Origin of the sequence: Bacillus sp. FSL W7-1360, assembly GCF_038592975.1 — a bacterium.
GTDB lineage: Bacteria > Bacillota > Bacilli > Bacillales > Bacillaceae_D > Shouchella > Shouchella lonarensis.
Genome location: NZ_CP151950.1, coordinates 575670 through 601990, shown reverse-complemented (window position 1 = coordinate 601990; position 26321 = coordinate 575670). Strand labels below are relative to the sequence as shown.

The 26321-nt window shown below is 43.0% G+C and carries 28 protein-coding genes and 5 tRNA genes; 8 read left to right on the top strand and 25 right to left on the bottom strand.

What is annotated here, in order from left to right; translation table 11 throughout:
* The first annotated feature begins 140 nt into the window (after positions 1–140).
* Positions 141–1049 carry an Rpn family recombination-promoting nuclease/putative transposase gene (locus tag NSQ26_RS03015; RefSeq protein WP_499719090.1) on the top strand — a complete coding sequence of 303 codons (909 nt, stop codon included), beginning with the start codon at positions 141–143 and terminating at the stop codon, positions 1047–1049.
* 85 nt (positions 1050–1134) lie between these two features.
* On the opposite strand, the gene NSQ26_RS03010 is transcribed toward NSQ26_RS03015, so the two are convergent.
* The 8 genes from NSQ26_RS03010 to NSQ26_RS02975 form a co-directional block, all read right to left on the bottom strand.
* The gene (locus NSQ26_RS03010; protein ID WP_499719089.1) at positions 1135–1743 is read right to left on the bottom strand and encodes a superoxide dismutase; all 609 of its coding nucleotides are present in this window, start codon (positions 1741–1743) and stop codon (positions 1135–1137) included.
* 600 nt (positions 1744–2343) lie between these two features.
* Positions 2344–3678: an alkaline phosphatase gene (locus tag NSQ26_RS03005; RefSeq protein ID WP_499719088.1), complete on the bottom strand. Its 1335-nt coding sequence runs from the start codon at positions 3676–3678 to the stop codon at positions 2344–2346.
* A 197-nt stretch (positions 3679–3875) separates the two neighbouring features.
* A tRNA-Ser gene (locus NSQ26_RS03000) sits at positions 3876–3965 on the bottom strand.
* Between the two features lie 35 nt (positions 3966–4000).
* Positions 4001–4074: transfer RNA gene (locus NSQ26_RS02995), tRNA-Ile, on the bottom strand.
* Positions 4075–4084: 10 nt separating this feature from the next.
* Positions 4085–4160 (bottom strand) — tRNA-His (locus NSQ26_RS02990).
* A 12-nt stretch (positions 4161–4172) separates the two neighbouring features.
* Positions 4173–4246, bottom strand: a tRNA-Met gene (locus NSQ26_RS02985).
* Between the two features lie 11 nt (positions 4247–4257).
* Positions 4258–4329, bottom strand: a tRNA-Asn gene (locus tag NSQ26_RS02980).
* 110 nt (positions 4330–4439) lie between these two features.
* Entirely contained in the window at positions 4440–6038 is a 1599-nt protein-coding gene (locus NSQ26_RS02975; RefSeq protein ID WP_499719968.1) for a Na/Pi cotransporter family protein, read from the bottom strand.
* Positions 6039–6321: 283 nt separating this feature from the next.
* Here NSQ26_RS02975 and NSQ26_RS02970 point away from each other — a divergent pair, with 283 nt between their 5' ends.
* Positions 6322–7116 carry a DUF1189 family protein gene (locus NSQ26_RS02970; protein ID WP_499719087.1) on the top strand — a complete coding sequence of 265 codons (795 nt, stop codon included), beginning with the start codon at positions 6322–6324 and terminating at the stop codon, positions 7114–7116.
* 2 nt (positions 7117–7118) lie between these two features.
* Here NSQ26_RS02970 and NSQ26_RS02965 read toward each other — a convergent pair whose 3' ends face one another.
* The 3 genes from NSQ26_RS02965 to NSQ26_RS02955 form a co-directional block, all read right to left on the bottom strand.
* Entirely contained in the window at positions 7119–7766 is a 648-nt protein-coding gene (locus NSQ26_RS02965; RefSeq protein WP_499719086.1) for an NfeD family protein, read from the bottom strand.
* Positions 7767–7850: 84 nt separating this feature from the next.
* A complete protein-coding gene (locus NSQ26_RS02960) occupies positions 7851–8756 on the bottom strand; it encodes a DUF1002 domain-containing protein (RefSeq protein WP_499719085.1) in 906 nt (301 codons plus the stop codon).
* A 39-nt stretch (positions 8757–8795) separates the two neighbouring features.
* Positions 8796–9941, bottom strand: a complete 1146-nt coding sequence (locus NSQ26_RS02955; RefSeq protein WP_499719084.1) for an MFS transporter — start codon at positions 9939–9941, stop codon at positions 8796–8798.
* A 157-nt stretch (positions 9942–10098) separates the two neighbouring features.
* Between NSQ26_RS02955 and yqfZ the strand changes: the two genes are divergently transcribed.
* Together yqfZ and ispG are read left to right on the top strand one after the other, a co-directional pair.
* Positions 10099–10404: a protein YqfZ gene (gene yqfZ, locus NSQ26_RS02950; protein WP_499719083.1), complete on the top strand. Its 306-nt coding sequence runs from the start codon at positions 10099–10101 to the stop codon at positions 10402–10404.
* A gap of 124 nt (positions 10405–10528) precedes the next feature.
* Positions 10529–11635: a flavodoxin-dependent (E)-4-hydroxy-3-methylbut-2-enyl-diphosphate synthase gene (ispG, locus tag NSQ26_RS02945; RefSeq protein WP_499719082.1), complete on the top strand. Its 1107-nt coding sequence runs from the start codon at positions 10529–10531 to the stop codon at positions 11633–11635.
* Between the two features lie 55 nt (positions 11636–11690).
* Here ispG and NSQ26_RS02940 read toward each other — a convergent pair whose 3' ends face one another.
* The 7 genes from NSQ26_RS02940 to NSQ26_RS02910 form a co-directional block, all read right to left on the bottom strand.
* Positions 11691–12122, bottom strand: a complete 432-nt coding sequence (locus NSQ26_RS02940) for an ABC transporter permease family protein (RefSeq protein ID WP_090775907.1) — start codon at positions 12120–12122, stop codon at positions 11691–11693.
* Between the two features lie 115 nt (positions 12123–12237).
* Positions 12238–12462 carry a DUF1540 domain-containing protein gene (locus tag NSQ26_RS02935; RefSeq protein WP_090775906.1) on the bottom strand — a complete coding sequence of 75 codons (225 nt, stop codon included), beginning with the start codon at positions 12460–12462 and terminating at the stop codon, positions 12238–12240.
* 80 nt (positions 12463–12542) lie between these two features.
* On the bottom strand, positions 12543–12959 hold the full coding sequence (locus NSQ26_RS02930; RefSeq protein ID WP_499719081.1) for a Fur family transcriptional regulator: 417 nt from the start codon (positions 12957–12959) through the stop codon (positions 12543–12545).
* Positions 12960–13045: 86 nt separating this feature from the next.
* Positions 13046–13921, bottom strand: a complete 876-nt coding sequence (locus NSQ26_RS02925; protein ID WP_499719080.1) for a metal ABC transporter permease — start codon at positions 13919–13921, stop codon at positions 13046–13048.
* The gene (locus tag NSQ26_RS02920; protein WP_499719079.1) at positions 13914–14687 is read right to left on the bottom strand and encodes a metal ABC transporter ATP-binding protein; all 774 of its coding nucleotides are present in this window, start codon (positions 14685–14687) and stop codon (positions 13914–13916) included. Before NSQ26_RS02920 ends, NSQ26_RS02925 begins: the two co-directional genes overlap by 8 nt.
* 154 nt (positions 14688–14841) lie before the next feature.
* A complete protein-coding gene (locus NSQ26_RS02915; RefSeq protein ID WP_245701182.1) occupies positions 14842–15546 on the bottom strand; it encodes a lytic transglycosylase domain-containing protein in 705 nt (234 codons plus the stop codon).
* A gap of 137 nt (positions 15547–15683) precedes the next feature.
* Entirely contained in the window at positions 15684–16712 is a 1029-nt protein-coding gene (locus NSQ26_RS02910) for a histidine kinase dimerization/phospho-acceptor domain-containing protein (RefSeq protein WP_499719078.1), read from the bottom strand.
* Between the two features lie 169 nt (positions 16713–16881).
* Here NSQ26_RS02910 and NSQ26_RS02905 point away from each other — a divergent pair, with 169 nt between their 5' ends.
* The gene (locus tag NSQ26_RS02905) at positions 16882–17148 is read left to right on the top strand and encodes a DUF2624 family protein (RefSeq protein WP_090775902.1); all 267 of its coding nucleotides are present in this window, start codon (positions 16882–16884) and stop codon (positions 17146–17148) included.
* A 49-nt stretch (positions 17149–17197) separates the two neighbouring features.
* On the opposite strand, the gene NSQ26_RS02900 is transcribed toward NSQ26_RS02905, so the two are convergent.
* Complete coding sequence (locus tag NSQ26_RS02900) at positions 17198–18088, bottom strand: deoxyribonuclease IV (protein ID WP_499719077.1); 891 nt, start codon at positions 18086–18088, stop codon at positions 17198–17200.
* 25 nt (positions 18089–18113) lie between these two features.
* Positions 18114–19457, bottom strand: coding sequence for a DEAD/DEAH box helicase (locus NSQ26_RS02895; protein WP_499719076.1), 1344 nt, complete (start codon positions 19455–19457; stop codon positions 18114–18116).
* 158 nt (positions 19458–19615) lie between these two features.
* Here NSQ26_RS02895 and vrrA point away from each other — a divergent pair, with 158 nt between their 5' ends.
* The 3 genes from vrrA (at position 19616) to NSQ26_RS02880 (ending at position 21774) form a co-directional block, all read left to right on the top strand.
* Positions 19616–20089 (top strand): VrrA/YqfQ family protein, encoded by a 474-nt coding sequence (gene vrrA, locus NSQ26_RS02890; protein ID WP_499719075.1) that lies wholly within the window; start codon positions 19616–19618, stop codon positions 20087–20089.
* A gap of 98 nt (positions 20090–20187) precedes the next feature.
* Positions 20188–20679, top strand: coding sequence for a CarD family transcriptional regulator (locus tag NSQ26_RS02885; protein ID WP_090775899.1), 492 nt, complete (start codon positions 20188–20190; stop codon positions 20677–20679).
* 147 nt (positions 20680–20826) lie between these two features.
* Positions 20827–21774, top strand: coding sequence for a 4-hydroxy-3-methylbut-2-enyl diphosphate reductase (locus NSQ26_RS02880; RefSeq protein ID WP_090775898.1), 948 nt, complete (start codon positions 20827–20829; stop codon positions 21772–21774).
* Between the two features lie 255 nt (positions 21775–22029).
* On the opposite strand, the gene NSQ26_RS02875 is transcribed toward NSQ26_RS02880, so the two are convergent.
* The 5 genes from NSQ26_RS02875 to rpoD form a co-directional block, all read right to left on the bottom strand.
* Entirely contained in the window at positions 22030–22455 is a 426-nt protein-coding gene (locus NSQ26_RS02875; protein WP_090775897.1) for a hypothetical protein, read from the bottom strand.
* Between the two features lie 203 nt (positions 22456–22658).
* Complete coding sequence (locus NSQ26_RS02870; protein ID WP_499719074.1) at positions 22659–23783, bottom strand: Nif3-like dinuclear metal center hexameric protein; 1125 nt, start codon at positions 23781–23783, stop codon at positions 22659–22661.
* Positions 23780–24484 (bottom strand): tRNA (adenine(22)-N(1))-methyltransferase, encoded by a 705-nt coding sequence (locus NSQ26_RS02865; RefSeq protein WP_499719073.1) that lies wholly within the window; start codon positions 24482–24484, stop codon positions 23780–23782. Before NSQ26_RS02865 ends, NSQ26_RS02870 begins: the two co-directional genes overlap by 4 nt.
* Positions 24485–24534: 50 nt before the next feature.
* Positions 24535–24915, bottom strand: coding sequence for a c-type cytochrome (locus NSQ26_RS02860; RefSeq protein ID WP_499719072.1), 381 nt, complete (start codon positions 24913–24915; stop codon positions 24535–24537).
* Between the two features lie 253 nt (positions 24916–25168).
* The gene (rpoD, locus tag NSQ26_RS02855) at positions 25169–26290 is read right to left on the bottom strand and encodes an RNA polymerase sigma factor RpoD (RefSeq protein WP_499719071.1); all 1122 of its coding nucleotides are present in this window, start codon (positions 26288–26290) and stop codon (positions 25169–25171) included.
* Between the last annotated feature and the right edge of the window lie 31 nt (positions 26291–26321).

Below are 26321 nucleotides of genomic sequence, written 5' to 3'. Positions count from 1 at the left end.
AAGGGACCAAAAAACAGCATGCAGGCTTAAAAAAGGCAAATCAATGCTTATTTCATTAAAAAAGGAGGAACTTGTCTTCATTTGGCGAATAGACTAAAATACCCTTCCCTTGAATCATCCCCTGAAAGGAGCCTCCATCCATGTCCAGGCAACATCCACCTCATGATCAACTTTTCCGTCAGTTACTTGACAACTTTTTCACCGAGTTTATGCAGGCTTTTTTTCCAGAAGAAGCAGCATGCTTGAATCTCAATCCACTCGAACATATGACAACAGAAGTATATTTTGAAGGAGACCACACCCCGCGTCTGCGCCCCGATTTTGTCGTCAAAATAAAATTAAAAGGCGAAGATACCATGGTGCTTGTACATATTGAGGTCCAAGCAACCTACGATGAAGCCTTTTTACGCCGTATGCGACGGTATCATGCACGGTTAATGGAACATGAAGAATACCAAGTACTGCCGCTTGCCGTTTTTAGCTATGAAACACCGCATAAAGAACCACCAAAGGAAATGACCCATCACCTAAACGGCAAAACCGATTTCTCCTTCTCTTATAGGAGTATATTTTTGCGCCAGTTGTCATGGCAGGATTTTTCCGAAATGAAGAACCCTGCTGTTTGTGCATTGCTTTCAAAGATGGGGTATAATGTAGAAGAGAAAGTTGCGTGCAAAAAAGCATTTTTGCGACTGATTACCAAGCTAGAGTTAACGGAAATGAAACGACACTTTATTATGCAGTTTTTTGATTTTTATCTCACATTAACTGATGAGGAGGAAAAACAATTGGCAAAGGAAATTAACCGATTGAAGCCAGAAGAAGGGTTTGTCATTGCTGATTTTATGACATCATATGAACGCCTCGGGTGGAAGAAAGGAATTGAGGAAGGAATTGAAAAAGGGCGCATGAAAGGAATTGAAGAAGAGCGAACAGAAACTGCAATACGCATGCTCCGTGAAGGCGTTGAGGTTATTTTTATCGCAAAAGTAACGCAATTGTCAGTGGAAAAGGTTCGTGAGTTACAGGTGCATATGAAAGAGCTGTAATCGAGAGACCTCCTTCGTCCTTTTTTCAAATATCCACAACAAACACACCGCCAAAGACGTACCTCTAGCGGTGTGTTTGTTTGTGTTATTTTGCAGCAGCGTAACGCTTCGCAACCTCATCCCAGTTGACTACATTCCAAAATGCGTTGATATAATCCGGACGACGATTTTGGTAGTTTAAGTAGTATGCGTGCTCCCAAACGTCCAATCCAAGAATAGGTGTCTTTCCTTCAGACAACGGGCTATCTTGGTTTGGTGTGCTCATCACTTCTAGCTTACCATTGTTGACAACAAGCCACGCCCAACCTGAACCAAAGCGCGCTTTTCCAGCGTCTGCAACCTTTGTTTTAAACGCTTCAAAGCTACCAAAAGTTGCTTTAATATCCTCGGCAAGCTTACCTGTTGGTTCGCCGCCGCCATTTGGGCTAAGAATTTGCCAGAATAAAGAGTGGTTTGCGTGTCCACCTCCGTTATTACGCACAGCCGTGCGCACGCTTTCAGGTAATGCGTTTAAATCTGTTACAAGCGACTCAATGTCTTTGCTTGCGAGCTCTGCATGCCCCTCAAGCGCTGCATTTAAGTTCGTTACGTACGTGTTATGGTGCTTACCGTGATGGATCTCCATCGTCTTTGCATCAATATGCGGCTCAAGCGCATCTACTGCATAAGGTAATGTTGGTAATGTATAAGCCATGGTTTTCTTCCTCCTTAAAAATAAGCATTTCCTAGACATAAGCACTTACATCGCTTACATCTATCCTGATCGTAACAAAAAACAGCGTGAGTCGCAATGAATTTGCTCATGTTCATAGATGCGATCCACGCACCCAAGCAGGGTGCGACTTTGTCGCCAAACGTTGTTACTGCGAATCTTTTTTTATTTCAATCCACGCACCCAAGCAGGGTGCGACTTGGCGTTTGGGGAGCAATCAACCTATTAGAAGGATTTCAATCCACGCACCCAAGCAGGGTGCGACAGCGATTTATCCCATAAAAAGGAGATTAAAGCCCTCTCCTAAGGATAAATATCTTGTATTTCACAAAAATATCTCGAACAAACGTTTCAAAATAGCCAAATACAGACGATAAACATACAAATAATACCACTTTGTTGGTGCGAACCTCCCGGGGATTTCATGTGCGCCTCAGGTTCGCACCTGTCCCGTAGAAGGTTCTTTTTTGCTCCTTATAGAGTAAAATTAACACACATCACTAAACAATGTCATCTAATACACCTTTGGATTATATAAAAAAAGCAAGCGTAGGAAGACTTACCCCGCCTGCTTCTACCTCCTTAAAATCCGCTGATGCCTAATGCTTCGCTCATTTTCCCGGGTACATCTGTATTATTCATCGTTCCATAAAACAAATCTGCTCCCACACCATACGCATAAAGAGGCACGTCCACACCTGTATGGCCCGTTGTTGTCCAAGCAATACCTGCCTTTTCACTTATCATGCGATTTAACTCCAGTGTGAAATCCTTGCTCTTTTTCAATCGCTTCAATTCTGAGGAATCCCATTTAAAATTCGTATGATCCTCAAGTACCTTCTTCAAGTTACTAAAATTTTTCTTCACTTTCGAAGCAATCGTCCCCCCAGTTGCTTTCACGCCATGCAACATCGAAGGATGCGCTTTATCCGTCGCATGAACAGCCATTCCACCAGTATCATGATCCGCGACGATTACAATCAGTGTTTCCTCATTTGTATCCGCAAAATCCACTGCGACTTTTACAGCATCATCAAACTCCGCCATTTCTGTCATTGCATACGCAGCATCATTGTCATGTCCGCCCCAGTCAATTTGACTCCCCTCTACCATTAAGAAGAACCCGGCTTCTTCTTGCGAAAGAAAATTAATTGCCTGCGTCGTCATCTCAGCTAAGCTCGGCTCTTCTTGCCCTCGCTCTAAAACCGGCTGTAACGCCTCATCGGCAAATAATCCAAGCAACCGCTGCTCATCACCACTCCAAGTTTCAAGATCATTTACCGTTTCAATGTATCCATATCCAGATTCCTTTGCTTTTTCAATTAAGTTTTGCCCATCTTTACGGAGACCGCCTTTTTCACTTGGCATAAACTCGTGCCGACCGCCACCAAATAACAAATCAACATTTTCATTATGAACAAGTTGATTGGCAATTTCCAAATACTCATTTCGTGACTGGACATGCGTCGCAAATGCGGCTGGAGTCGCATGCGTAATCGTCGAAGTCGCCACAAGGCCTGTCCGCTTTCCGTGCTGTTTAGCTACATCCACCATCGTTGCCACTTCTTTGCCGTCTGGTGTGAGATCCACCATCCCATTATTTGTCTTTTTACCACTTGCAAGTGCTGTTGCAGCGGCTGCTGAATCGGTGATCGCCCGATCAGCTGAATACGTCTGAACGCCCCCACGTAACATCCTCTTCTCGTCCCAGATCGGTAAACCGTCCTCTTTATAAAGCCGGTAACTCGATGCATAGCTTTGCGAGAAGCCATCAGGAACTAAAAAAATGACGTTTTTAGCCGTCTTTGTTGATGGATCTTCCGGGGGTGCAACATGTTGATCAACCGCCTGCACCGGATAAGCGGCAGACAACGTGAGTACAGCACCAAAAGCAACAATACAGTTTTTAAATTTCATATAAAAAAGCCCTCCCCAATTCATGAATGATCGTGCATTTTCACTATACAAGTGTGATATGCACGCTCAATGGAGATGACGTTAATATTTGTTTATTTTCCGTAAACGATTCTTTACAAACTTGTCCTTATCCTTCAAAATCAAAAACCTTTAAATCATTGATCAATGACTTAAAGGTTTTTCACTCGTACTACAAACGGAGGAAGAGGGATTCGAACCCCCGCGCGGTTTAACCCGCCTGTCGGTTTTCAAGACCGATCCCTTCAGCCGGACTTGGGTATTCCTCCATGTTAGATGTTAAAGGGTCAGTTGACCTTTAAAGTGGACCCTGTAGGACTCGAACCTACGACCAATCGGTTATGAGCCGAGTGCTCTGACCAACTGAGCTAAGGGTCCGAATAAAAAATGGGGCGACTGATGGGAATCGAACCCACGAATGCCGGAACCACAATCCGGTGCGTTAACCACTTCGCCACAATCGCCATAAAGATATATAGCGGCGGAGGGGATCGAACCCCCGACCTCACGGGTATGAACCGTACGCTCTAGCCAGCTGAGCTACACCGCCATAAAAATAAGCTCCACAGGCAGGATTCGAACCTGCGACCGATCGGTTAACAGCCGATAGCTCTACCACTGAGCTACTGTGGATCAATCAAGACAAGAACTATAATACCATGGTTTAAGCAGCTTCGCAATGGCTTTTAGAAAAAAAGAGGACAATTTTTTCTGTCCTCTTTTTCCTTCGTTGTTTTAAAACGCTATTCCTCACCAATAACCGTTTCGGCAATATTGACAGAGTGGTCGCCAATTCGCTCTAAGTTACTAATGATATCTACGAAAATAATCCCCGCAGCACCCGTACATGCGCCTTCATTCATACGAACGATATGTTGCTTACGCAGTTTTCTCTCCATTTTGTCAATCAGTTCCTCGTGCTTTAATACTTCATGCGCTTTGTCTAAGTCGTCGTGTTCAAGTGAATCCATTGCGCTTTGTAACGTCGAGTGGGTCAACTCAAACATCTCATTTAAATCTTGAATGGCCACATCACTTAGCGTGACTTTGTTCGCTTTTTGATAATCTTTTAATTCGACAATGTTCTCCATATGATCCCCAATCCGCTCAATGTCACGAACGACATTTAAAAGAACAGAGTGCGTGTTAGAATCGGACGCCGACAATGATCGTGAAGACACTTTAATTAAGTACTCCGTGATTTCTTTATCCAAATTGTTGATCGCATCCTCATATTTTAACGCCTTGTCGGCATCTTTCTTTTCACCAGTTTCCATATAACGGATCGCATGCTTTAATGCATGTTGAGAATAACTCGCCATGTGCAACACTTCTTGTTTCGCTTGACCCAATGCAATTCCTGGTGAACTGCCGATAAAAATTGGGTCTAAATGCTTTGGCTTATAATCAAGCTCAAGCTCCTCACCCGGCACAAGCTTCGTTACAATTAGTACCAACACCGCAATAAACGGAAATTGAATCAGTACATTTGCTGTGTTGTATACCCCGTGAGCAGCCGCAATCTGCATGGATGGGTTTAAATTAAATTGTCCTGCTAGGAATTCGACAAAATTGACAAAAAACGGGAAGATGATCATCACTAAAATGGCTCCGAGCACATTAAACATCACATGTGTGAGCGCCGCTCGGCGTGCGGCAACTGTCGTACCAATTGATACGAGAACCGCAGTGATCGTCGTTCCAATGTTATCACCAATTAGTACTGGTAAAGCAGCTTGTAAACCAATCGCACCTTGCTCGTACAATTGTTGTATAAGACCGATTGCTGCAGACGAACTTTGCAAAGAAACAGCTAGAATTACACCTACAATGACGCCTAAAATAGGATGCTCACCCATACGAATTGTAAAATCAACAAATGGTTCCCAACTGCTTATTGGACGTAAGCTATTCCCCATTAAAGCTAAACCATAAAACAATCCTCCAAAACCAAAAATGATTTGTCCAATACTATTCACCTTTTTGATTTTGAAAAAGAAGATTAAAAATGCGCCGATAGCCATAATTGGCAAACTGTATTCTTTTAAATTTAACCCGATAATAAAGGCCGTTGTTGTCGTCCCAATATTTGCCCCCATAATCACTGCGACCGATTGACGGAGTCGCATAAAGCCGGCATTTACAAGTCCAACCGTTAAGACAGTGGTTGCTGAACTACTCTGCAATAAAATCGTGACAATAATTCCAACCATCAACCCCATAAACGGATTTGTCGTATACCTATCCAACAAATTTCGCAAGCCATCGCCTGCTGTTTTTTGGAGTCCGTCCCCCATATACTTTACAGAGAAAAGGAAAATCCCTACTCCTCCTAGGAACATAAACAGCAACGCCTGTAAATCTTCCACACATCTCATCCCTTCATTATGTAAATGTTTTTTGACTGTCTTTGACAAGCCTCAACATGACCCACCGTGTCTATTATTAAACAGCTTGGGCTGTTTGTAAATAACCTTTTTTACAATTTCTCTATTTACCAAAAAAAATTTCTATGTAAGCGTTGCCTTCGCATTTATTTCTACTTGTGTCCAATCAAAGCATCCGCTAAACTTGAAGGACGGAAACGCTACACCGTTCTTATTTTGATCTAGGGAGGCATTTTTTATGAATTTTTGGAAGTGGATTACAAAAAGTTTATACCACCTCCCAATGTTAAGCGCAAGCCGCATGCGCCCAATTACACAAACCATTTTTCATGTACTGTTTGTTTTACTCATTGCTTGTATGCCTTTTTTTGTGTCTCTTGGCGTCACTTTACATAAGCAAATTGACCAAGTTGTCACTTTTTTAGATTCAACGAATGTCGATGTAACCATTGAAAATCAACAACTTACAATCGAGAAAGAACAAACTTATTTTTTTGATGACCACGCGTTTTTGTTAACCAACGATGAAGGACACATCGTTTCTTTTATAAGCAAACACCAACAAGGAGTCGTGTTCGGCCCGACCTCACTCCTTGTCTTCTCCAATGACGCTGAGCAAACCATCCCATACGCCTTTGCGGGATCTTCAGTATCTAGCGATCGTTTGCTTGACACCGTGACATCCATGCAGTCATTTTTACCGATCATTGTCGTCATTTTTAGCCTCATGATCTACATGCTCTATGCAACAGGGGTCTTTATTCTTATCTCTTTCGTAGCCTCGATCACCCTTCTTTTCAAAAAAGAGGCACACGCACATATTACGTATCGCCATCTATGGGGGATTACTGCACATGCGACCTCTGGACCACTATTATTATTTTTGACAACTGATTTGCTTGTACGGACGTACAGTGATTTACCATTACTTTCCATCTTACTCATTGCTACGCTAATTGCCGCAACCTTGACACTTTCCATCTTTGCCTTAAAAAAAATACCACCTAAAAAGAGAAAGCCGACCCTCACATAGGGTTAGCTTTCTTCTTTGTCTTCACACGGTTTGATGACAATTCCTGTGCCATCCACCAAAACAACTTCTACCTTGACGCCTGCTTGTAAAAATTGACCGCCGCTTGTTGCACTATACGGCTGCCCTTCAATCTCAACGGTCCCCGCCGGGCGAAAAACGGTCAATGTTTCTCCGGTTTTGCCAACTAACGCCTTGTATGATTCGTTCATCGTGTTGTAGCCACGTTCAGATGTCAGTTGGTCTTTCAACGTCATTTTTGTCCACATGTTCCGCTTCGGAAATACTCTTAAAAACATGAGCGCTGCTAATGCACCAATGATCACTGCCATACCGACAAGAATACGATAGACCATATCAGGAGCTGGGACTGCCAAAGCAATAATCATAAATACAATCCCAATTGCTGCAATCGTCCCATCCGAAGTCACATTGCCATCAAAAATAATGAGCGCAAGACCGATGACATAAAATAAAACGACCCATGTGCCTACATCCCCAGTTAAATGATGAATGAAGTAAATAGAAATCATCCCGACACCGATTAAACAAAAGACCCCTTTTGCCCGCACTAAAAGCTCGCCTATTAAAAACAGTGTTCCAAGAAAAACAACGATAAAACCAACTGTTGCGATATTGAGCCACTCAAGCACTTGTCATTCCCTCCTCTTCTCACTTTTATATACGCCGCAGCGATCATAAATGTTTCACTTATTTTATTAATACTGCAACATATATTAGCTAAACAATGACCGGAAAAAGTCGACAATTGCATCAAACACATCTTTTAAAAATGCAATCACATTGTCGAACCACGATTTCGCTTCTTCCATATCAATATCTATCAGGTCATTCCAATATTGACGTGCTTTATCGAGCTGGTCTTGAAGTTGGCTCCAATCAATATTCAAATCCTTCATCTTCATAAATAGTGACTCAAGCTTCTTCATCTCTTCATCGGTAATGGTCACATTTAATTTGACTTCTAATTCTTTGACCAGTTGTTGCACGTCTTCTTCGTTCGCAATTCGCCCATCGGCTAATGCTTCCTTTAACTGCGACATTAATTCATTGGCTTCTGCGGCACCAATAGTGTCAGAAAGCTCTGCTGTGCGAATCATTTCTTCCGTTGCCACTGTTTTTTGCTCTTCAGGAATGACTTTATCAGCCGCAGACTCATACGCCTTCATCAAACCTGTAAGCGCCGCTGTACCAGAGACACGGAACGGCGCAGTGACATGAATCTTTGCATCAACGACACCCGCTGTAATTAATGCATTTGCATACATCTCGTCTGTCACCCACGTAATGTTGTCAGATGTGACTTGGACACCCGTCCCTTTCGGCTCTATCGTCATCTTCGCCGATGACAACGCGCGCGTCCCAATTTGTTTTGCGCTAATATAATTTCCTAAGTACGTATGCTCTTCTGCGTTGCTTACAGAAACCGTTGCGACGTCTTCAGGCACATCCAATCTTTTTAAAATCTCTGTTCGTTGTGCTGCAGTTAAGTCCTCCCCGAGTGTGACGACAACATCTGCTGTAATCGCATCTGCTTGAGCAGCTGGCGCTTGAGAAGCAAATATCATCCCAAGTACAGCCAGCACCATAAATAAACGGTGTAACCCCATCTTTTTTATCATCTTCTTCTCCTCCTATACACGCTAAAAAACAATCTCTCTTTATATTTGTTGCGGTTGTATGTGCCGACGTAGCACAAAAACTAGCAAAAAAGCACCGACAGCAAGTAGTGTTGTTCCCCACGCCACACCTGTATCATGCGCCATCCAACGCGCATACACAAGCGGCGCAAACGCAATACCGGCAAAACGAGCCATCGATAAACCAGAAAGCGCACGCTGCTTTAACGAAAGCGGCGATACTTGCGCCAGCATTTGACTGGCAACTGGCAACGCTAATCCGTTGCTCGCACCGATGACCATTAATGCCAACATTAATGCGATGCTGCTGCCTTTAGCATATAACAAAATTGCACTAAATACCAACAAGAACATCGGCGCTCGATAGACAAAGGAATACTTCTCTAATCGTCCAACTTGTGAAGAGATGAGCACCATTGCGAGAAACGGCAATGCCAACAGTATCCCACGCCATATAGGTGACAACCCAAACAGAGAGAACATGTACGTTGCATGATAGAGCAATCCATATAAAAGGAATAAATGGATAAGACTCATTGTGTAACTAACTACGATGAGCCTCGTCTGTCCCGAGACACTACGTTGCTCTTTTTTTTCATTTCTATCTGTTTGTGTCTGCTCATTTACAGCACCAAACGACAACCATCCAAGACAGAACAAGGCAATGCCCATCAAAAGGAATGAACTATATGACCACATCGTATATAAAAAGACGCTTCCTAGCAATGGGCTCATCATCTTGGCCAGTCCATTACTTCTCTCAAGAAAACCAAACATCCGCAATCGTTGTGAAAACGCAACGACACTCCCAACATATGTATATGTAAGCGCAGTTAGACTACCCGCTCCTAATCCTTCTACGATACGACCCGCAATAAAAAGGCCATATCCATTTTCACCTACAACAGGAAACAGGACACTGCCAAGCGCGCCTAAAATAACACACCCACATCCAGTTTGCATGGCTACGCGAAAGCTCGTACGATCGGCCAACCATAAACCAAAAGGAATCGCCACAATGCCTGCTAACGTAAAAATGCTTAACACCCATGCACTTTGACGCTCAGTCATTGCAAAACTTTCTTGGATGGCTGGTAATAGTGGTAAGTACATTGAATTTCCGATGACAATTAACGTTGGCAACAATAACAGCACAATCCGCCCCATGCCTACACCTCGTTTCAGAAATCAACATTTAGACGCTAAGAGGCGGGCTCTGAATTACGGTCGCTGATTTCCGACTTTTGGTATAGCATGTCGTCGCTTTTCATATTCTACATGTAGTAGTTATTCCCAATTGCAGCTGCTTGGAGGATGTGCACAGATGAAAAAACTTACTTTTGCCATTGTTTCACTACTAATCGTGCTAGGTGTACGCCACGATTTGTCAAACGGATCCGTTCAGATTCAAGAAAAAGACAGTTTGCCTACCGTAACAGCTCCTTACCAAGAAGTCATCATTCAACCCGGACAAACCATTCTTTCGGTGGTCGAGCGCTTACATGACCAACCTGTATCTGTACCAATTGAAAAAATTATTGATGATTTCCACCAACTAAACGGCATGAAACAGACAGAAACACTTCAAATTGGACAAACGTATCGCTTTCCTCTTTACAATACAGACTAGACATGCGTATTTCTGGCTTTCTCACCAATTTGCTTGCCAGCCCCCATCATCATTGGTAAAATAAGAGCAGACTTCCATGGGAGACTATAGTCGGGCTACCGTGCCCGCAAAGGAGAGAAGGTCTATGACCAAAATGATTCACCGTAAACATACACGCCCTGTTAAAGTCGGGCATTTAACGATTGGTGGTCACGATGAAGTGATCATTCAAAGTATGACAACAACCAAAACACATGATGTAGAAGCAACCGTTGCTGAAATTAATCGTCTGGAAGAAGCAGGATGTCAAATTGTCCGCGTCGCATGCCCAGATATGCGTGCAGCCGAAGCGATCGCAGACATAAAAAAAAGAATTAATTTACCACTCGTTGTTGATATTCATTTCAACTACAAGTTTGCCTTAAAAGCGATTGAAGGCGGCGCCGATAAAATCCGTATTAACCCAGGTAACATTGGCAAACGCGAAAACGTTGAAGCTGTCGTAAAAGCAGCAAAAGAAAAAGGCATTCCCATTCGGATTGGTGTCAATGCCGGCTCACTTGAAAAGCATTTACTTGAAAAATACGGCTACCCTACCGCTGAAGCAATGGTCGAAAGTGCACTGCATCATATTAAGATTTTAGAGGACCTTGATTTTTACGATATCATCGTTTCTTTAAAAGCGTCTGATGTACACTTAGCGGTTGAAGCGTATAAAAAGGCAGCTGAAGCATTTGATTATCCGCTCCATCTTGGCATTACGGAGTCAGGCACACTTTTTGCCGGGACAGTGAAAAGCGCAGCTGGTGTTGGCATTTTGCTTCACCATGGGATTGGAAATACACTTCGTATCTCCTTGTCCGCTGATCCGGTTGAAGAAGTAAAAGTCGCACGCGAACTTTTGAAAACATTTGGCTTAGCCGCAAATGCAGCGACGCTTATTTCTTGCCCAACATGCGGTCGCATCGAAATTGACTTAATTAGCATCGCCAATGAAGTCGAGGAATATATTGCCCAAGTCAAGGCACCTCTTAAAGTCGCTGTGCTCGGTTGTGCCGTCAACGGCCCTGGTGAAGCACGAGAAGCTGACATTGGCATTGCCGGCGCACGTGGGGAAGGTTTGCTTTTCATGAAGGGAGAAATTGTTCGTAAAGTCCCTGAGGAAACTATGGTCGAAGAATTGAAAAAGGAAATCGACAAATTAGCTGCCGAACATCAGGAGAAAGAACGACAAGCGCAGCTAAATAAATAGTGCAGAAAAGAAGCCTATACGATCGTATGGGCTTCTTTCCATGTAACAGCACCATTTACAAGTACGGTGAAAACAATAACGTGCCTACGACAGAGGCAACAGCGATAATGATAGACCATACACCGAGCGTCCGTGCACCTTTGCTCCAAGCAATTACGCCGCAAATCGCCCCTGCCACCCCAAGTAGCAATGGGACAAAAAATAATGACGTAATCGCCAAGACGAGTCCCATCGTTCCAATTCCCTTTCCGGGTGCTTCAAATGTGTCTTCTTCATCATCGGTCGTTGGTGATGGGTCGACATAATCATTTGTCGCTGGGAATTCTGTTGCTACTTCTTCATCATACGTATGGTTAGATTTTGCATTGTAAACATACTCCGTTCCTTTTGCCCCGTCATGTCCATCCACATGCGTATTGACAAATGTGAGCGATGGGTCATTTTCATCAACAAGACGAACTGGCTCATTTTTTTCTTCCTTTTTCACAACGTATCCCTTCTTTCTACATGAGATACCGTTAGTTTGTCACGAAACCATGCCCACAATTCTAATTACATAAAAACAGTGGGTGACACATACATACACGTGTCACCCACTGTTTTTATTTAGATTCTTTCGGTTTAAACGTATGACAACACGTCTCTGCCGTATTTTCAGCCTTATCTTTATGAAGCGCGTCCGCACTTAACTCTCCGCTTGCTTCAACATCGTAATCCTTTGTGGCATGCGCATCAATTTCCACAAGAATTTCGTCCGCACTACAACGGTTTCCCGCTGTCCAATATGCACAGTTTGCGACATTACACTTTACCACTGGTCCAGTCATATGCATCCCCTCCTATAGTCATAGGATCTGCAACTTGTCCAAAACCATTCATGGAAGTGAATTCCTCTATAACACGTATATTACAATTGACAACTTTCACATCTTCCATATACTTCAAATTTATGACCCGTTACGTCAAATTGAGGGAAATGTTGCCGTGTAAATTCGTCCATCGGACAATGCTGAAACGACTCTGTTTTGCCACATGAGAGACAGATTACATGGTGATGATGCGTAGATGTGTCACATCGATAACGAAAACGTTTTTCCCCTTCCAATTCCGTTGTCTCTAATATGCCTAGCTGAGCAAACAAAGATAAATTACGGTAAATGGTATCTACACTCACACCCGGATATTTATGATTCATCATTTCAAGCAACTCTTTTGCTGACAAGTAACGCGCTTCACGCGCAAAAATGTGCAACATATCTTCACGTTTCCCTGTATATTTATATCCCTTCTCCTTCAATAAACGGAGCGCATGGGCGACATTCATGACACTTCCCTCCATTAAGACGTGTCCCTTCAGCTGCGGATAACGTCGTCTAATTTTACTCCAACCTGTCGATCTCGTTTAACTCTCTAATCCTCTACCCTATTGTCCATGTCCTTCTCGTATTTATAAAAGCGACGAACGCATTTTTTCCACATAATAGAAACAAGCAAGATGACCACTGCAATCATGACAATGACCCCACCCGGCGACAAACCAAGTTGATAAGCAAGGATCAGCCCACCCATCACTGAAATCTCCGCAAAAATGATTGCATAGAAAAATAATTGTTTAAAACCTTTGGCAAACCGCATCGCGCTGGCAACGGGCAAGGTCATGAGAGATGAGACGAGCAAAATACCCACAACGCGCATTGATGCAGCAATGACCAGTGCTACCATCACGATAAACACAAAATGCACCAGTCGCTTTCTTATTCCAGATATCACAGCCTGTTCTTCATCAAACGATAAGAAAAACAATTCCTTGTAAAATAAAAATAGGACAATCAATACGACGACTGTGATGAACGTAATTGTCAGAAAATCACTTTTGTTGACGGCAAGAATGGATCCAAATAAGTAGTCAAGTAAATCCTTATTAAAGCCTTTTGCCATAGAAATAAAAATAACGCCAAGTCCAATCCCACTAGACATCATAATTGGGATGGCGATCTCTTTATAATGTACGTACACTTGACGTAACTTCTCCATTAATAATGAGCCAGCCACAGAAAAACCCATCCCAAGAAAAAGTGGATTGACACCTTGCATGAAAATAAAATGGCGACCTAATAACAAACTTAATGCAATACCTGAAAGTGTAATATGTGACAATGCGTCAGCAATGAGTGACATCCGTCGCACAACAAGAAATACACCTAATGTCGGCGCCAATAAGCCGATCATGATCCCTGTCAAAAATGCGTAACGTAAAAAGTTATAAGTCATAAATGCATCAAACATGAGGAACCTCTTCGTGATGATGTGTCAATAAATGTACATCATGATTGTAAAAATCAAGTTTGTCTTTCTTTGCCGCAAACTCCTCACTTTCACCGTGAAAATGAATGGTCTGGTTTAAACACGCGACTTGACTGACGTACGTAGTCACCGCGCCAATGTCGTGCGTTATTAATAGCAATGTCTTGCGATGACGCTCATTCAGCTCACGTAGCAACCCATAAAATTGGTCTACACTTTTAGAGTCCACACCTACTGTCGGTTCATCCAAAATGAGCAGCTCTGGATCACTTACTAAAGCCCGGGCGATAAAAACCCGCTGTTGCTGTCCGCCGGATAGTTCACCAATATTTTCATTCAAATAATCTTGCAACCCAACTTGTTTAACAACTTCCAACACCTTCTCCTTATGATGCTTACGTAAAAAACGGAATAAACCAATTTGGCCATACAAACCCATTGAGACAACTTCATACACTGTCGCTGGGAATCCACTACTAAAACGATTTGCTTTTTGCGACACATAGCCGATTTTATCCCATTGTTTAAATTGCTGCACCGGTTGTTGAAACAAATAAACATCACCCACGGTTGGTTTTAACTGACCCAGCAATAACTTTACCAACGTTGATTTTCCTGAGCCATTAGGTCCGACAAGGCCTAAAAAAGCCCCACGCTCAATGGTCAAAGACACATTGCGCAACACTGGGCGTTTATGATAACGAAAAGCAACGTGACTTAATTGCGCCAATACGTCTTGATTCTCCATGCGCTCCAACCTCCTTACACAAACATTTTTAAGAATGATTACGATTTATCACTTCCTCTTTATTATAATCATAATGAGCCAAATGTCTAGTCATAAAAATTTTTATGACACAAAAACTGCCCCTTGCAAAGAAGAGACAGTTTGGCTATAATCCTTATGCAGATTGTGCTGCATGTTTCTTTGCTCTTTCTTGTATTGTCACTGCGTACTCACTTTTTGCATGTCCATTGCGGGCAATATACGATTCCAAACCGCCCATCCCACGATGGTAAGCAGTGAGGGCATAGTTCCAGTCATTGTATTGTTGATATAAAAAATCGAGGTATTCTACAGATAATCGAATCGCATACAGTGGATGAAATAATAATTCCTTTTCATACGGAAGGTCAGCCATTTCCGCTATCCACGGGGCCGTATTTTCCATAAACTGCGCCATTCCATATGCTTGCCCATACCGTGTCTCTGGTCCAATAGCATCGGGATCAAATGTGTGACCACTTTCTACTTTTAATAATTCATACACGACGTAAGGATCAATGCCCCTGTCTTCAGATAATTGACCTAAAAATAAACCCCACTCTTTTTGGAAGTAACCACTGCTATCCTGATATAAATGTTCAGATAAATGAAACGCGCGCTCCCATAAAGCCCGATGTTCTTTCATGTCAAATGGGATCACGTCCACTTGTGCCGTCGCCAATTCCTTCTCTAACGAGCGATATGCCTCCTCTAATGTAGCGGTATCCTTATCTTTACCATACTGCTGCTTGAATGGCATATCACGCTGGATGACGACAAGTAACAATACGACAAGCACACTTATACTAACAGCTATGACCCACTTTTTTCGTGTATTCAACAGCAGCCACCTCAAAGTTACCATATTAAAAAGGAACCAGTAAAATCATCTAATCATTCCTCATCACTTATAAGGTGCTCATTTTCTTACTTATATACACATTTCTTGCCAAAAAAACGATCTCATCGTCATTTTCTTTATACTAATACGGGAAATTGTATGGTCACCTTTGTACCAATATTCATCTCACTATGAATCAACAGCGTTCCGCCATTTTCTTCAATCATTTTTTTACAGAGAGACATGTTACGCTTTGGTTTCAATGTTTGTTGTGATAGGTCGCCACCATTATCAATCATTTCAATGTTGACCCACTCACCAATAATATCCATTTTTATATGTAAAAAACCATTTACACGTGTATGATCATACGTCTCCATTGCACGCCTAAGTAAATTTAACATCACCTGTTTTAATATCGTCTCATCAATATAACAAACAGCGTATGAACGAGATAATACGGCTTTAAAAGCAACCCCACATAGTGTACATTCTGACTGCATGACACCTGTAAACGACTCGATGAGTAACAGCGGTGACTGCCAACTTTTGCTGCGCTTTCTCCTTGATAACGATACAAATTCCTCCAATAATAAATTTGTACGATCAATTTCGGAGATGACTGTCTTTGCATACTTGTCTACATTATTCGTCCGCTGCGCCAATTGGAAAATGCCACGGATCATTGACAATGGGTTACGAATTTCATGCGCAACACTTGCTGAAATGCGCGAAACATTCTCCATCTGATCATAAAACAATAATAACTGCTCAAATTTGCGTTGTCCTGATAAATCCTCTAGTAAGATATAATAAACGACCTGCTCTCTCTCCCATTCCGGCATCACTGTAACATTAATGAGCGTTTCATCTTGATCATATTGTCCACGCGATGCGATGTACAATTGTCGCGCCTCTGCTAAAACATGATTAATACATCGTAAGACCTCTGTCTTATTTGCTAATTGCACCATTGTTTTATTTTGCAAATCTACATGAGCAAGATCGACAATGTCAAGGAAAGAATCACTCCAGTGCACACATCTATTGTGCTCATCTACCTTTACATATGGCAGTCTCAGTACTTGAATAAATGAAAATAACGATGGTTGCTCATTCATTTCTGATAAAATATCATCCGTAATTGAGATGACTGATTGCGACATCTTTCTTCTCCACCTTCCCTTACATGATTTTTTCCTACAAAATACATTCGCGCTAAACAACGGATTTCCCTTTATTGTGCCAAAATTAATTTTCAATTGCACCCATCGGTTCTAAAACATATATAAGTGCATATAGTAGAACGACTCTGTTCACAAAGGGGCGACTGCTTTGAATATCATTATGCAACAGCTAGCCAATAAAAAAATTAACAGCTTAACTGAAAGCGAGCTTATCTCGCTTGCACAAGACAATGGTTACACACTTGATTTAATGCAAGCAAAAAGTATTTTGCGTATCGTACATGCACAAAAAGTAGACGTCGGAAATAAAGCACAAATACATCACATTATCCATCGTTTAAAAACAGAAACTGATCCCCGCATCGCGCACATTGTCAGTGAACTTTTCCAACAATATGGACATTATTTAGGTTAAAACGAGCAAAAGTCCCCGTCAATTCGCAACGACGGGGACTTTTGCGTTATTAAGAAATGATTTTTTCGATAGGCGACAAGACTTCTCCACGGAAAAGAGAAATTTCATGCTGATACGGTGGTTGCTTCTCTTTTTGGTCTGGATGCACAATGTAAGGGGTCTCCAATATTTTTGGCACGTCTTCCAGTTGTGGATGGTGCACAATATATTGTAATGCCTTTAAACCAATAAACCCATGACCGATATTTTCATGACGGTCTTTCCCCGCACCACGCTCATTTTTTGAATCGTTAATATGCAACACTTTTAATCGGTCGCACCCAATGAGATGGTCAAATTCATTTAACACCCCGTCAAAGTCATTCACAATGTCATAGCCAGCATCATGTGTGTGGCATGTATCAAAGCAAACAGATAAGCGTTCATTATGCGTCACGCCGTCTATAATACGGGCAATCTCTTCAAACGATCGTCCACACTCCGATCCTTTCCCAGCCATCGTTTCCAAAGCAATTTGTACATCACGTTTTTCTTCTAATACTTCATTTAATCCTTCAATAATCTTTGCAATGCCTACATCTACACCTGCACCAACGTGAGCGCCAGGATGCAAAACAATTTGCTTCGCCCCTATTGCTTCTGTCCGTTCAATTTCTGAACGTAGAAAGTCAACACCTAGTTGAAAAGTTGCTGGTTTGATCGCGTTACCGATGTTTATAATATACGGCGCATGTACAACGATGTTGGTTAAACCATGCTCTTTCATATGAGCTTGTCCAGCTGCAATATTTAACTCTTCAATTGGTTTACGGCGCGTATTTTGCGGGGCACCTGTGTAAATCATAAATGTCGTTGCTCCGTACGAAGCTGCTTCTTCACTTGCCTGTAACAACATTTTCTTTCCGCTCATTGATACATGGGAACCTATTTGCAATGTCATAAACGCTCCTCCCCTTTAAACGTCTTTAGCCTTTCCGTGCAGACCGCGGTTTTTTCTTCTCTGCAGTGACACGTGCTTTTCGCTTATATGCTGGCTTTACTTTTTTCGGCTTTGCTTTTGCTTTGCCACCTGTACGTGTCACTGGTTTTTTGGGCGCATCTTTCTTTGCATGTGACTCGCTTTTCGTCGTGCGTTTTGCTACTCGTCCGGCGCCAACTGGTGGTTTATCTAATACGATCCACTCATCTTTTTTATACTCTACAAACTGAAAAACAATTCCCCGTTTTACAAGCTTCGCAAACGCGGCTTCGTCTTTTTGGTCGTATAATGTGAGGGCCAGTCCATCCGCACCAGCACGTGCTGTCCGTCCAATCCGGTGAACATAATAGTCTAAATCTGTTGGAAACGAAAAATTGATGACATGACTGACACCTTTTATATCCATACCGCGCGCCGCTAAATCTGTTGCCACTAAATATTGAATGTCGACAGCTGCCACACGCTTCATCACTTGTTTGCGCTCGCGAGGAGATAAACCACCGTGGAGGCAATCAACATTCACGCCTTCTTTCACTAACGCATCCGTCACCTCATCGGCTTCTTCCTTCGTATTCGTAAAGATGAGTGCCAAATATGGTGACAGCCCTTGAATGACCTGTTTTAAAACCGTCAATTTTTCTTGGTGACGAATGGGAACAAGCTGATGCGTCACACGTGTAGCAGCAGTTTGATGTGGCGACACATGAACATGCCTTGGGTCATTCATATACTTTCGCAAAAATGGCTGGAGATTTTCCGGGACTGTCGCAGAAAAGACAAGCATCTGCAAATCGGGGGCCAACCGCGCAGCAATTTGATCGACTTCTTCAAGAAAACCCATGTCTAACATTTGATCCGCTTCATCAACGACAAATGTTGTCGCCGTATAAGCAACCAACCATTGGTTTTTAATTAAATCTCCAATTCGTCCCGGTGTGCCCACAACAATGTGGGGTTGTTTCGTGGCCAATTTATCTGCTTGTCTTTTTCTGTCCGTCCCTCCAACAAATAGTTGCGCATCTAGCGTACCTTCAAAATGTACAAGGAGCTTTTTAAGTTCTTGAAATAATTGTGTTGCCAGCTCCCGTGTCGGTGCTGTCACGATTGCTTGTAATTCCGGACGGGTCGTATCAATTTGATTGACTAGCGGCAACAAAAATGCAAATGTTTTCCCTGTTCCCGTTTGCGACTGCCCGATACAATCACGTCCATTCAAAATGGCGGGAATTAATCGCTCTTGAATCTCTGTCGGTTGCGCTATGCCAAGCTCACTTAACGCTGTAATTAAACGTCGGTCTAAGCCAAACCGGCTAAAATTTTCTGCCTGCATCGTTATTCCTACTTTCCGTATCGCTCTTCATAAGCGTTCATTTTACCATAGAAACATTAGATCGTCTATTGTCAAACCTCACACACACTGATCATCGCGCATACATTGTACTAACCGTACACTGACTATTTTTGATCGTAAGAGAGGAGGCAATTCACATGAATCCTTTTTTAGGCCCACCTCATAGTGCTATTCCTTTACAACATCGCTTTCCGCCAACTGGCAGTCGGCTGATGGGCATGACGCCTACTCATCACTTTGGACCGCTTGTACAGCCTGATCCCACGCCAACAAAACCGCGTCCAAGTGGACGGTTCCTACCACAATTATTTGGTGGCGGTACTGCTGCTTTTGGAGAGGGCATTACGCTCGCAACCATTTTAGTCTACGCCCAACGTGTCATCGGCGTCACGCAACAAGTGACACCGATGATCCAACAATATGGTCCATATGTGAAGCGCATCCCAGCATTATGGCGAATGCTACGCAGCATGCAATCCACACAACCTGTATCCGATGGCAATAGAAGTGAACCATCCATGACTGCGCACTCACCAATCTCTACCCCACATCTACACGCACCATCCAACTATGAGCAAAGAACGACATCTCAACCGAAATTGTACATCTAGAAATTTCTTGTTGACAACCATCCTAACGGAGTAGTATAATTTGAAATTTATATCTCCTCATGTTATAATAACACAATCACTTGATTGGAGGAATGTCCATGTTTAAAGTTGGTGACAAAGTTGTCTATCCGTATCACGGTGCAGGCACCATTCAAGACATCGAGGAAAGACAAATTTTAGGAGAAACACATTCCTATTTTATTTTACATTTCCCGCTCGTCGATATTACACTCATGTTACCCGAAAACCGGATTCAAGAGTCGTCCCTCCGACGCATTATTTCCTCTTCTCAAATTGAAGAAGTTGTCGAAGCATTAAAGGAAGGACCTGAAAAACTCCCTTCGACCAACCAATTTTCACGAGATACAGAGAACATGTTAAAATCGGGAAACATTATTGATGCTGCTCATCTCGTTTCTGCTTTATCTAAAAAACAATCAGAACGTTCAAATGGATTGCACATCCAAGACCGAAACTACTTACAAAAAGCGCGTCAACTTGTTGCAAGTGAGATCGCGCTTGTCAATGACTATTCAGAAGAGCAGGCATATGAATTTATCGATGCCAATGTACTGAAACAAACACAATGACATTGCGAACACACCTTTTCTCCTTTACAATAGATGTAAGACAAGTGAATCTCCACTATCAATGATCCGGAGCCAGGAACAATGCTGTCCGCGTTGTTCCTTTTCGCTTGCCTCTTTGCTCATTCTCCATAGGAGGTATTAATTGACATGGACGTTTTAAAAATTTCCCCACGAGGCTATTGTTATGGTGTCGTTGACGCGATGGTCATGGCACGACAAGCCGCACAAAATTTAGATCTACCTCGACCGCTTTATATATTAGGTCAAATTGTTCATAATCAACACGTGACAGACGCGTTTGAAGAAGACGGCATCATTTCTCTCGACGGTCCGAACCGGCTAGAAATCTTGAAAAATGTGACACACGGTACCGTTATTTTTACAGCACACGGCGTTTCACCTGAAGTGCGCCGTCTCGCGCGTGAAAAAGGGCTTACATGCATTGATGCGACCTGCCCTGACGTCACGAAAACACATGATTTAATTCGTGAAAAAGCCGCAGAAGGTCATCAATTTATTTACATTGGGAAACAAGGTCACCCTGAACCAGAAGGCGCTATGGGTGTTGCCCCAGATGCTGTTCATCTTGTTGAAACGCTTGAAGACTTAGAAAAACTACAACTTGATGACCGTGACATCATTATTACAAACCAAACCACTATGAGCCAATGGGATGTTGCTGACATTATGAAGCGGGCCATGGACATGTATCCCCGTGCTGAAGTTCATAATGAGATTTGCTTGGCAACACAAGTACGGCAAGAAGCAGTCGCCGAACAAGCGGCCACGTGCGATGTCGTCATCGTTGTCGGTGATCCAAAAAGTAACAACTCCAACCGTTTAGCGCAAGTATCAGAACAAATTGCCGGCACACCTGCCTACCGGATTGGTGACTTGTCAGAGCTGAATCTTGATTGGATCAAATCGGCGAAAAAAGTTGGGGTGACATCTGGTGCATCTACACCAACGCCCATCACACGAGAAGTCATCAATTTCATTAGCCAATATGAGCCTGAAAATCCTGAGACGTGGGACACAACGAAGAAAGTACCACTGGAGAAAATTTTACCAAAAGTGCGAGCGCCAAAGAGCTGAACATGTTAAAAGCTTGACACATTTCATCAATACGAGTACCCGCTCGCTCATGGAGCGAGCGGGTTCACTCTGCACAAACGGGGTCGTGCGTTGTCCTTATTACACTTTATGACTAGATCTTTAGTTTGTGTACGCATCACATAGGAACCGCTTGCAAATCATACCGACAAGTTTAATAGTATTTAATTATTTTGTTTTTATATCCCATAAGGTTTTCAAATATCATACTGACACACTTTATTGAAAAGTTTACGCCTACTCTTCTTTCCCCCACTTCACAGCGTAGCGACATAGCTTTTTTTCTAACTTACGCATCTTCTTTTTCTCGCTATTCACAGCATTTTGCCGCTCAAACACATACTCCATCACAAACTTGCGCTGTTTTGCTGTCTGTACACATTTCACGATTTCTTGTTTCAACGTTTCCCAAGACTCTTCCAGCTCTCCAAAGAAAAGATGGAGCCTCCGATTGAATTCTGGTACAACAGAAGCGAAGCTCTTCTTATGAATCTGCAATTCAGATTCTGTCATACCCTCTCTTGTCTTCTCTTTCTCCAACCAGTACATTAATGCCGCCTCAGTTAATTTGTGCTCTGCAATCATTGCACCAAGACTAGACGTAAATTTTTCCTCTAAAGGCTTTAAATCTCGATAACTTCGTTTTTTCTCGGATACACCCATTCCCGACACCGCCTCCTGTCATTTTTCGTACTTCGTTGTTACACTTCAACAAAAGGAGACGGAAATCCTGCATGATTCATTTATTTTCTCTTATAGATCTGACAAAGTATATCGCTTGCCTTCACTTAATGATTAGAGGCAAGTTCAACCCACCCCAAAAAACCTGCACAACCCCACACCGGTGCTACACAGGTTTTCTCGATCTAAACAAACAAAAACGGATCTGTGCTCCGCGTCGAGGCAAATACTTCTGCGTCATAGCCTTCCTGCACTACAAACGCTTGTAATCGCGACGCAACACCTTCTTTCATAACGTGCTCAATATGGTGCCCGGCATCAATGAGGCAAAATTCATCCATCAAAGCGTCTTGGGCAACGTGGTAGTACACATCACCAGTAATGAGTACATCCGCACCAGCTCGCTTCGCAGCCCCGACGTATTTATTGCCATCTCCTCCGAGTACAGCTACTTTCCGGATTGGTGTATCACCGTTTCCAACGACACGTACTGCCTGCAACTGGAGGGCTTCTTTCACAAACCGCGCGTATGCATTAAGGTTTGTCGCTTCATGTACTGAGCCGATCCGTCCGAGTCCGAGCTGTTCTGCCGGTTCCTCTAATGGATACACGTCATAAGCTGGCTCTTCATACGGGTGTGTGCGCTTCAATGCTGTCAGCACAGCTTTACACTGCTTCTTCGTCACAATCGTTTCGAGGCGGATTTCTTCCACAAATTCTTGTTTACCAGCTGAACCGATATACGGATTGGCACCAACACTCGGGCGGAATGTGCCTGTTCCTTCAGTTTGAAACGCACAATGGCTATACTCGCCGATATGACCAGCACCAGCTTGACCGAGCGCTTCTCTCACTTCTTCTATATGTGACATTGGGACGAAGACGACAAGCTTTTGCATTGCTTCTGTGTGTGTCGGGACGAGGACCCGCGTGTTTGTTAAGTTTAACTGCTTCGCAAGCAAGTCATTGACGCCACCTTGTGCGACATCGAGATTTGTGTGTGCCGCATAGATGGTGATATCATGCTGGAGTGCCTTGGAAACGATCCGCCCAATCGCTGTGCTCGTATCAATTTGCTTTAACGGACGAAATAAGAGCGGATGATGGGCGATGATCAAGTCAACTTGCTCGTCAATGGCTTCATCAATCGTTTCTTCTAGCACATCGAGGGCAGTCATGACACGCTTGACGTGCTTATTTAACGTGCCGACCATGAGTCCGTTCTTATCGCCGTCCATTTCATAATGCTTCGGTGCAAATGTTGCAAAATGGGCGAGCAATGTTTGCATATGCAAGGCTTTCTTTTTCATTGTAAAACCTCCCGAACGAGCGCAATGTTTTCCTCGATCTTTTGTCGCTTCTCACTTGCTGCGATTGGATCTTGACTTTTATCTAACTGCGCGAGGACACGCGTCCAGCTCGCTACTTCCTCAGACCATTTTTTCCGGAATACCGCTGATTTCTCTTTTCTTAAAAATGGACCAAGCAATAAATCAGCTGCTGACAATGCCTGTCTTTTTCCACTTTCCTTCTTAGCGACAAGTACCTCATAAATTTTCCCGTCTTCCTCTATAATTTCTTCTGCAACAAGCGTCCAATGATGTGCGACGCACCATAACCGAATGACCTGTGCCGCGACATTCGGCTGTAACACAAGTATGTGCACATCTCTTAATGCTTCTCGTCCGTCTGTTAAAATGTCTACAATGAGGGGACCGCCCATTCCGGCAATAACAACCGCCTCAATACCGTCTTCTTCTCGTAAAACAGCGAGACCGTTTCCTTTCCGCACATCAATCTGGTCACATAATCCAGCCTGTCTCACTTGTGCTTTCGCGGATTGGTAAGGTCCTTCATTCACTTCACCAGCGACCACATAACAGTTTTCATTTTTTAAACACAGATAGCATGGCAAATAGGCGTGATCTGAGCCGATGTCGGCCACTTTTGTCACACCACTTAAGTAGGATGCAACACACGCTAATCGTTTTGAGAGATTTTGTTCATTCACGTTTTCACATCCTTATTGAAAAAGCAGAGGTCGCCCCCTGCTTTTTCACCTTACTTTGATAGAGATAACAAGTATTCTGCAATTGCATCGATTTCTTCATCTTTGAATGTACCGCTAAAGGATGGCATCCCACCTCGGCCATTTTTTACGACTTCAATGATTTCTTCCTTACTTAATTTACCTTCTAACGCATTTAATGCAGGTGCATTGCCTGTCCCAGCTAAATCCGTTGCATGACAGGACACACATGATTTTTGTACAACTTGTTCTCCATGAGCAATTGGATCTTCGATGACCATTGGTTCACCAGTGTCATCACCTTCTTTATCCATATTTGCGCGTTGTTGTTGTCCTACTGTCGAAAGTACGACAACAAGGATGACCCCAAGTAGCGCGATAAGCGCAAATGGGAGTAACGGACGTCCCTTCATTTGATCGACCCCTTTCTCTGTTGCTGTTTCAAAATATATGTAAAAGAAACCGCATCCACCTTATTTTACTTTACTTTTGTTCATATGAAAAGAGAGCATACGTTTTTCTCCATTGTGACAAAAAGTCCATCTCATTTGCATTCTGTGCGCGCACACAGTACAATAAAAGAAGTAAGAGAAAAACGCTTTTTTCCTTTTAAAAGAGTGACGCATCTGACCTCTCTTCTCACCTTTAAGGTCAGATGGTTGTCGACTACTCTAAAAAGTCTTTTAATCGCTTGCTGCGGCTCGGATGACGCAATTTACGCAGTGCTTTTGCTTCAATTTGTCTAATACGTTCGCGCGTGACGCCAAACACTTTTCCTACTTCTTCAAGTGTACGCGTACGTCCATCATCTAAACCAAAACGCAAGCGGAGCACATTTTCTTCACGGTCAGTTAATGTATCAAGCACATCTTCTAGTTGTTCTTTTAACAATTCGTACGCTGCTGCATCGGATGGGGCAAGCGCTTCTTGGTCCTCAATAAAGTCACCTAAGTGAGAGTCATCCTCTTCACCAATGGGTGTTTCCAATGACACAGGCTCTTGAGCGATTTTAAGAATTTCGCGCACTTTCTCTGGGGTTAATTCCATCTCCTTTGCAACTTCTTCAGGCGACGGTTCACGCCCATATTCTTGTAAAAGTTGTCGTTGTACACGGATCAACTTATTAATGGTCTCAACCATATGCACCGGGATCCGAATCGTACGTGCTTGGTCAGCGATCGCGCGTGTAATGGCTTGACGAATCCACCATGTTGCATACGTACTAAATTTAAAGCCTTTGTCATGATCAAATTTCTCGACCGCCTTAATGAGTCCCATGTTCCCTTCTTGAATTAAGTCAAGGAACAACATCCCACGCCCGACGTAACGTTTCGCAATTGAAACCACTAACCGTAAATTTGCTTCTGCTAACCGCTTCTTTGCTTCCTCGTCTCCTTGTTCAATTCGTTTAGCCAAATTCACTTCCTCATCGGCAGACAATAATGCGACGCGACCTATTTCTTTTAAATACATTCGAACAGGGTCATTAATTTTTATACCTGGTGGTACACTCAGGTCGTTTAAATCAAATTCATCCTCTTCTTTCACTACTTGACGAATCGTCGCAGCCTCATCATCGGGTTCATTTACCAGTTCAATCCCTTGTTCACCAAGGTACTCATAAAACTCATCCATATGGTCAGAGTCTTGCTCATAGACAGCCATTTTCTCTATAATTTCAGCGTATGTGAGCGTGCCACGCTTCTTCCCAAGCTCGACAAGTTGTTCCTTCATTTGATCGATGGTAAGATCACCTTCTGTCAATGGACGTGGTGTTTTTTCCGCCATACGATCCCCTCCTTCCAAAATTGACGCTGCT

Coding starts and splice junctions, on each gene's coding strand:
- NSQ26_RS02900 (WP_499719077.1), bottom strand. CDS start 18,088: ATGACATTGCAAATAGGTTCCCATGTATCAATGAGCGGAAAGAAAATG.
- NSQ26_RS03010 (WP_499719089.1), bottom strand. CDS start 1,743: ATGGCTTATACATTACCAACATTACCTTATGCAGTAGATGCGCTTGAG.
- yqfZ (WP_499719083.1), top strand. CDS start 10,099: ATGAAAAAACTTACTTTTGCCATTGTTTCACTACTAATCGTGCTAGGT.
- NSQ26_RS02920 (WP_499719079.1), bottom strand. CDS start 14,687: ATGGAGAATCAAGACGTATTGGCGCAATTAAGTCACGTTGCTTTTCGT.
- NSQ26_RS02875 (WP_090775897.1), bottom strand. CDS start 22,455: ATGGGTGTATCCGAGAAAAAACGAAGTTATCGAGATTTAAAGCCTTTA.
- NSQ26_RS02895 (WP_499719076.1), bottom strand. CDS start 19,457: ATGCAGGCAGAAAATTTTAGCCGGTTTGGCTTAGACCGACGTTTAATT.
- NSQ26_RS02870 (WP_499719074.1), bottom strand. CDS start 23,783: ATGAAAAAGAAAGCCTTGCATATGCAAACATTGCTCGCCCATTTTGCA.
- NSQ26_RS02860 (WP_499719072.1), bottom strand. CDS start 24,915: ATGAAGGGACGTCCGTTACTCCCATTTGCGCTTATCGCGCTACTTGGG.
- NSQ26_RS03015 (WP_499719090.1), top strand. CDS start 141: ATGTCCAGGCAACATCCACCTCATGATCAACTTTTCCGTCAGTTACTT.
- NSQ26_RS02925 (WP_499719080.1), bottom strand. CDS start 13,921: ATGTTTGATGCATTTATGACTTATAACTTTTTACGTTACGCATTTTTG.
- NSQ26_RS02960 (WP_499719085.1), bottom strand. CDS start 8,756: ATGATAAAAAAGATGGGGTTACACCGTTTATTTATGGTGCTGGCTGTA.
- vrrA (WP_499719075.1), top strand. CDS start 19,616: ATGAATCCTTTTTTAGGCCCACCTCATAGTGCTATTCCTTTACAACAT.
- NSQ26_RS02885 (WP_090775899.1), top strand. CDS start 20,188: ATGTTTAAAGTTGGTGACAAAGTTGTCTATCCGTATCACGGTGCAGGC.
- NSQ26_RS02935 (WP_090775906.1), bottom strand. CDS start 12,462: ATGACTGGACCAGTGGTAAAGTGTAATGTCGCAAACTGTGCATATTGG.
- NSQ26_RS02975 (WP_499719968.1), bottom strand. CDS start 6,038: ATGTTCCTAGGAGGAGTAGGGATTTTCCTTTTCTCTGTAAAGTATATG.
- ispG (WP_499719082.1), top strand. CDS start 10,529: ATGACCAAAATGATTCACCGTAAACATACACGCCCTGTTAAAGTCGGG.
- NSQ26_RS02880 (WP_090775898.1), top strand. CDS start 20,827: ATGGACGTTTTAAAAATTTCCCCACGAGGCTATTGTTATGGTGTCGTT.
- NSQ26_RS02930 (WP_499719081.1), bottom strand. CDS start 12,959: ATGAATGTCGCCCATGCGCTCCGTTTATTGAAGGAGAAGGGATATAAA.
- NSQ26_RS03005 (WP_499719088.1), bottom strand. CDS start 3,678: ATGAAATTTAAAAACTGTATTGTTGCTTTTGGTGCTGTACTCACGTTG.
- NSQ26_RS02970 (WP_499719087.1), top strand. CDS start 6,322: ATGAATTTTTGGAAGTGGATTACAAAAAGTTTATACCACCTCCCAATG.
- NSQ26_RS02910 (WP_499719078.1), bottom strand. CDS start 16,712: ATGTCGCAATCAGTCATCTCAATTACGGATGATATTTTATCAGAAATG.
- rpoD (WP_499719071.1), bottom strand. CDS start 26,290: ATGGCGGAAAAAACACCACGTCCATTGACAGAAGGTGATCTTACCATC.
- NSQ26_RS02955 (WP_499719084.1), bottom strand. CDS start 9,941: ATGGGGCGGATTGTGCTGTTATTGTTGCCAACGTTAATTGTCATCGGA.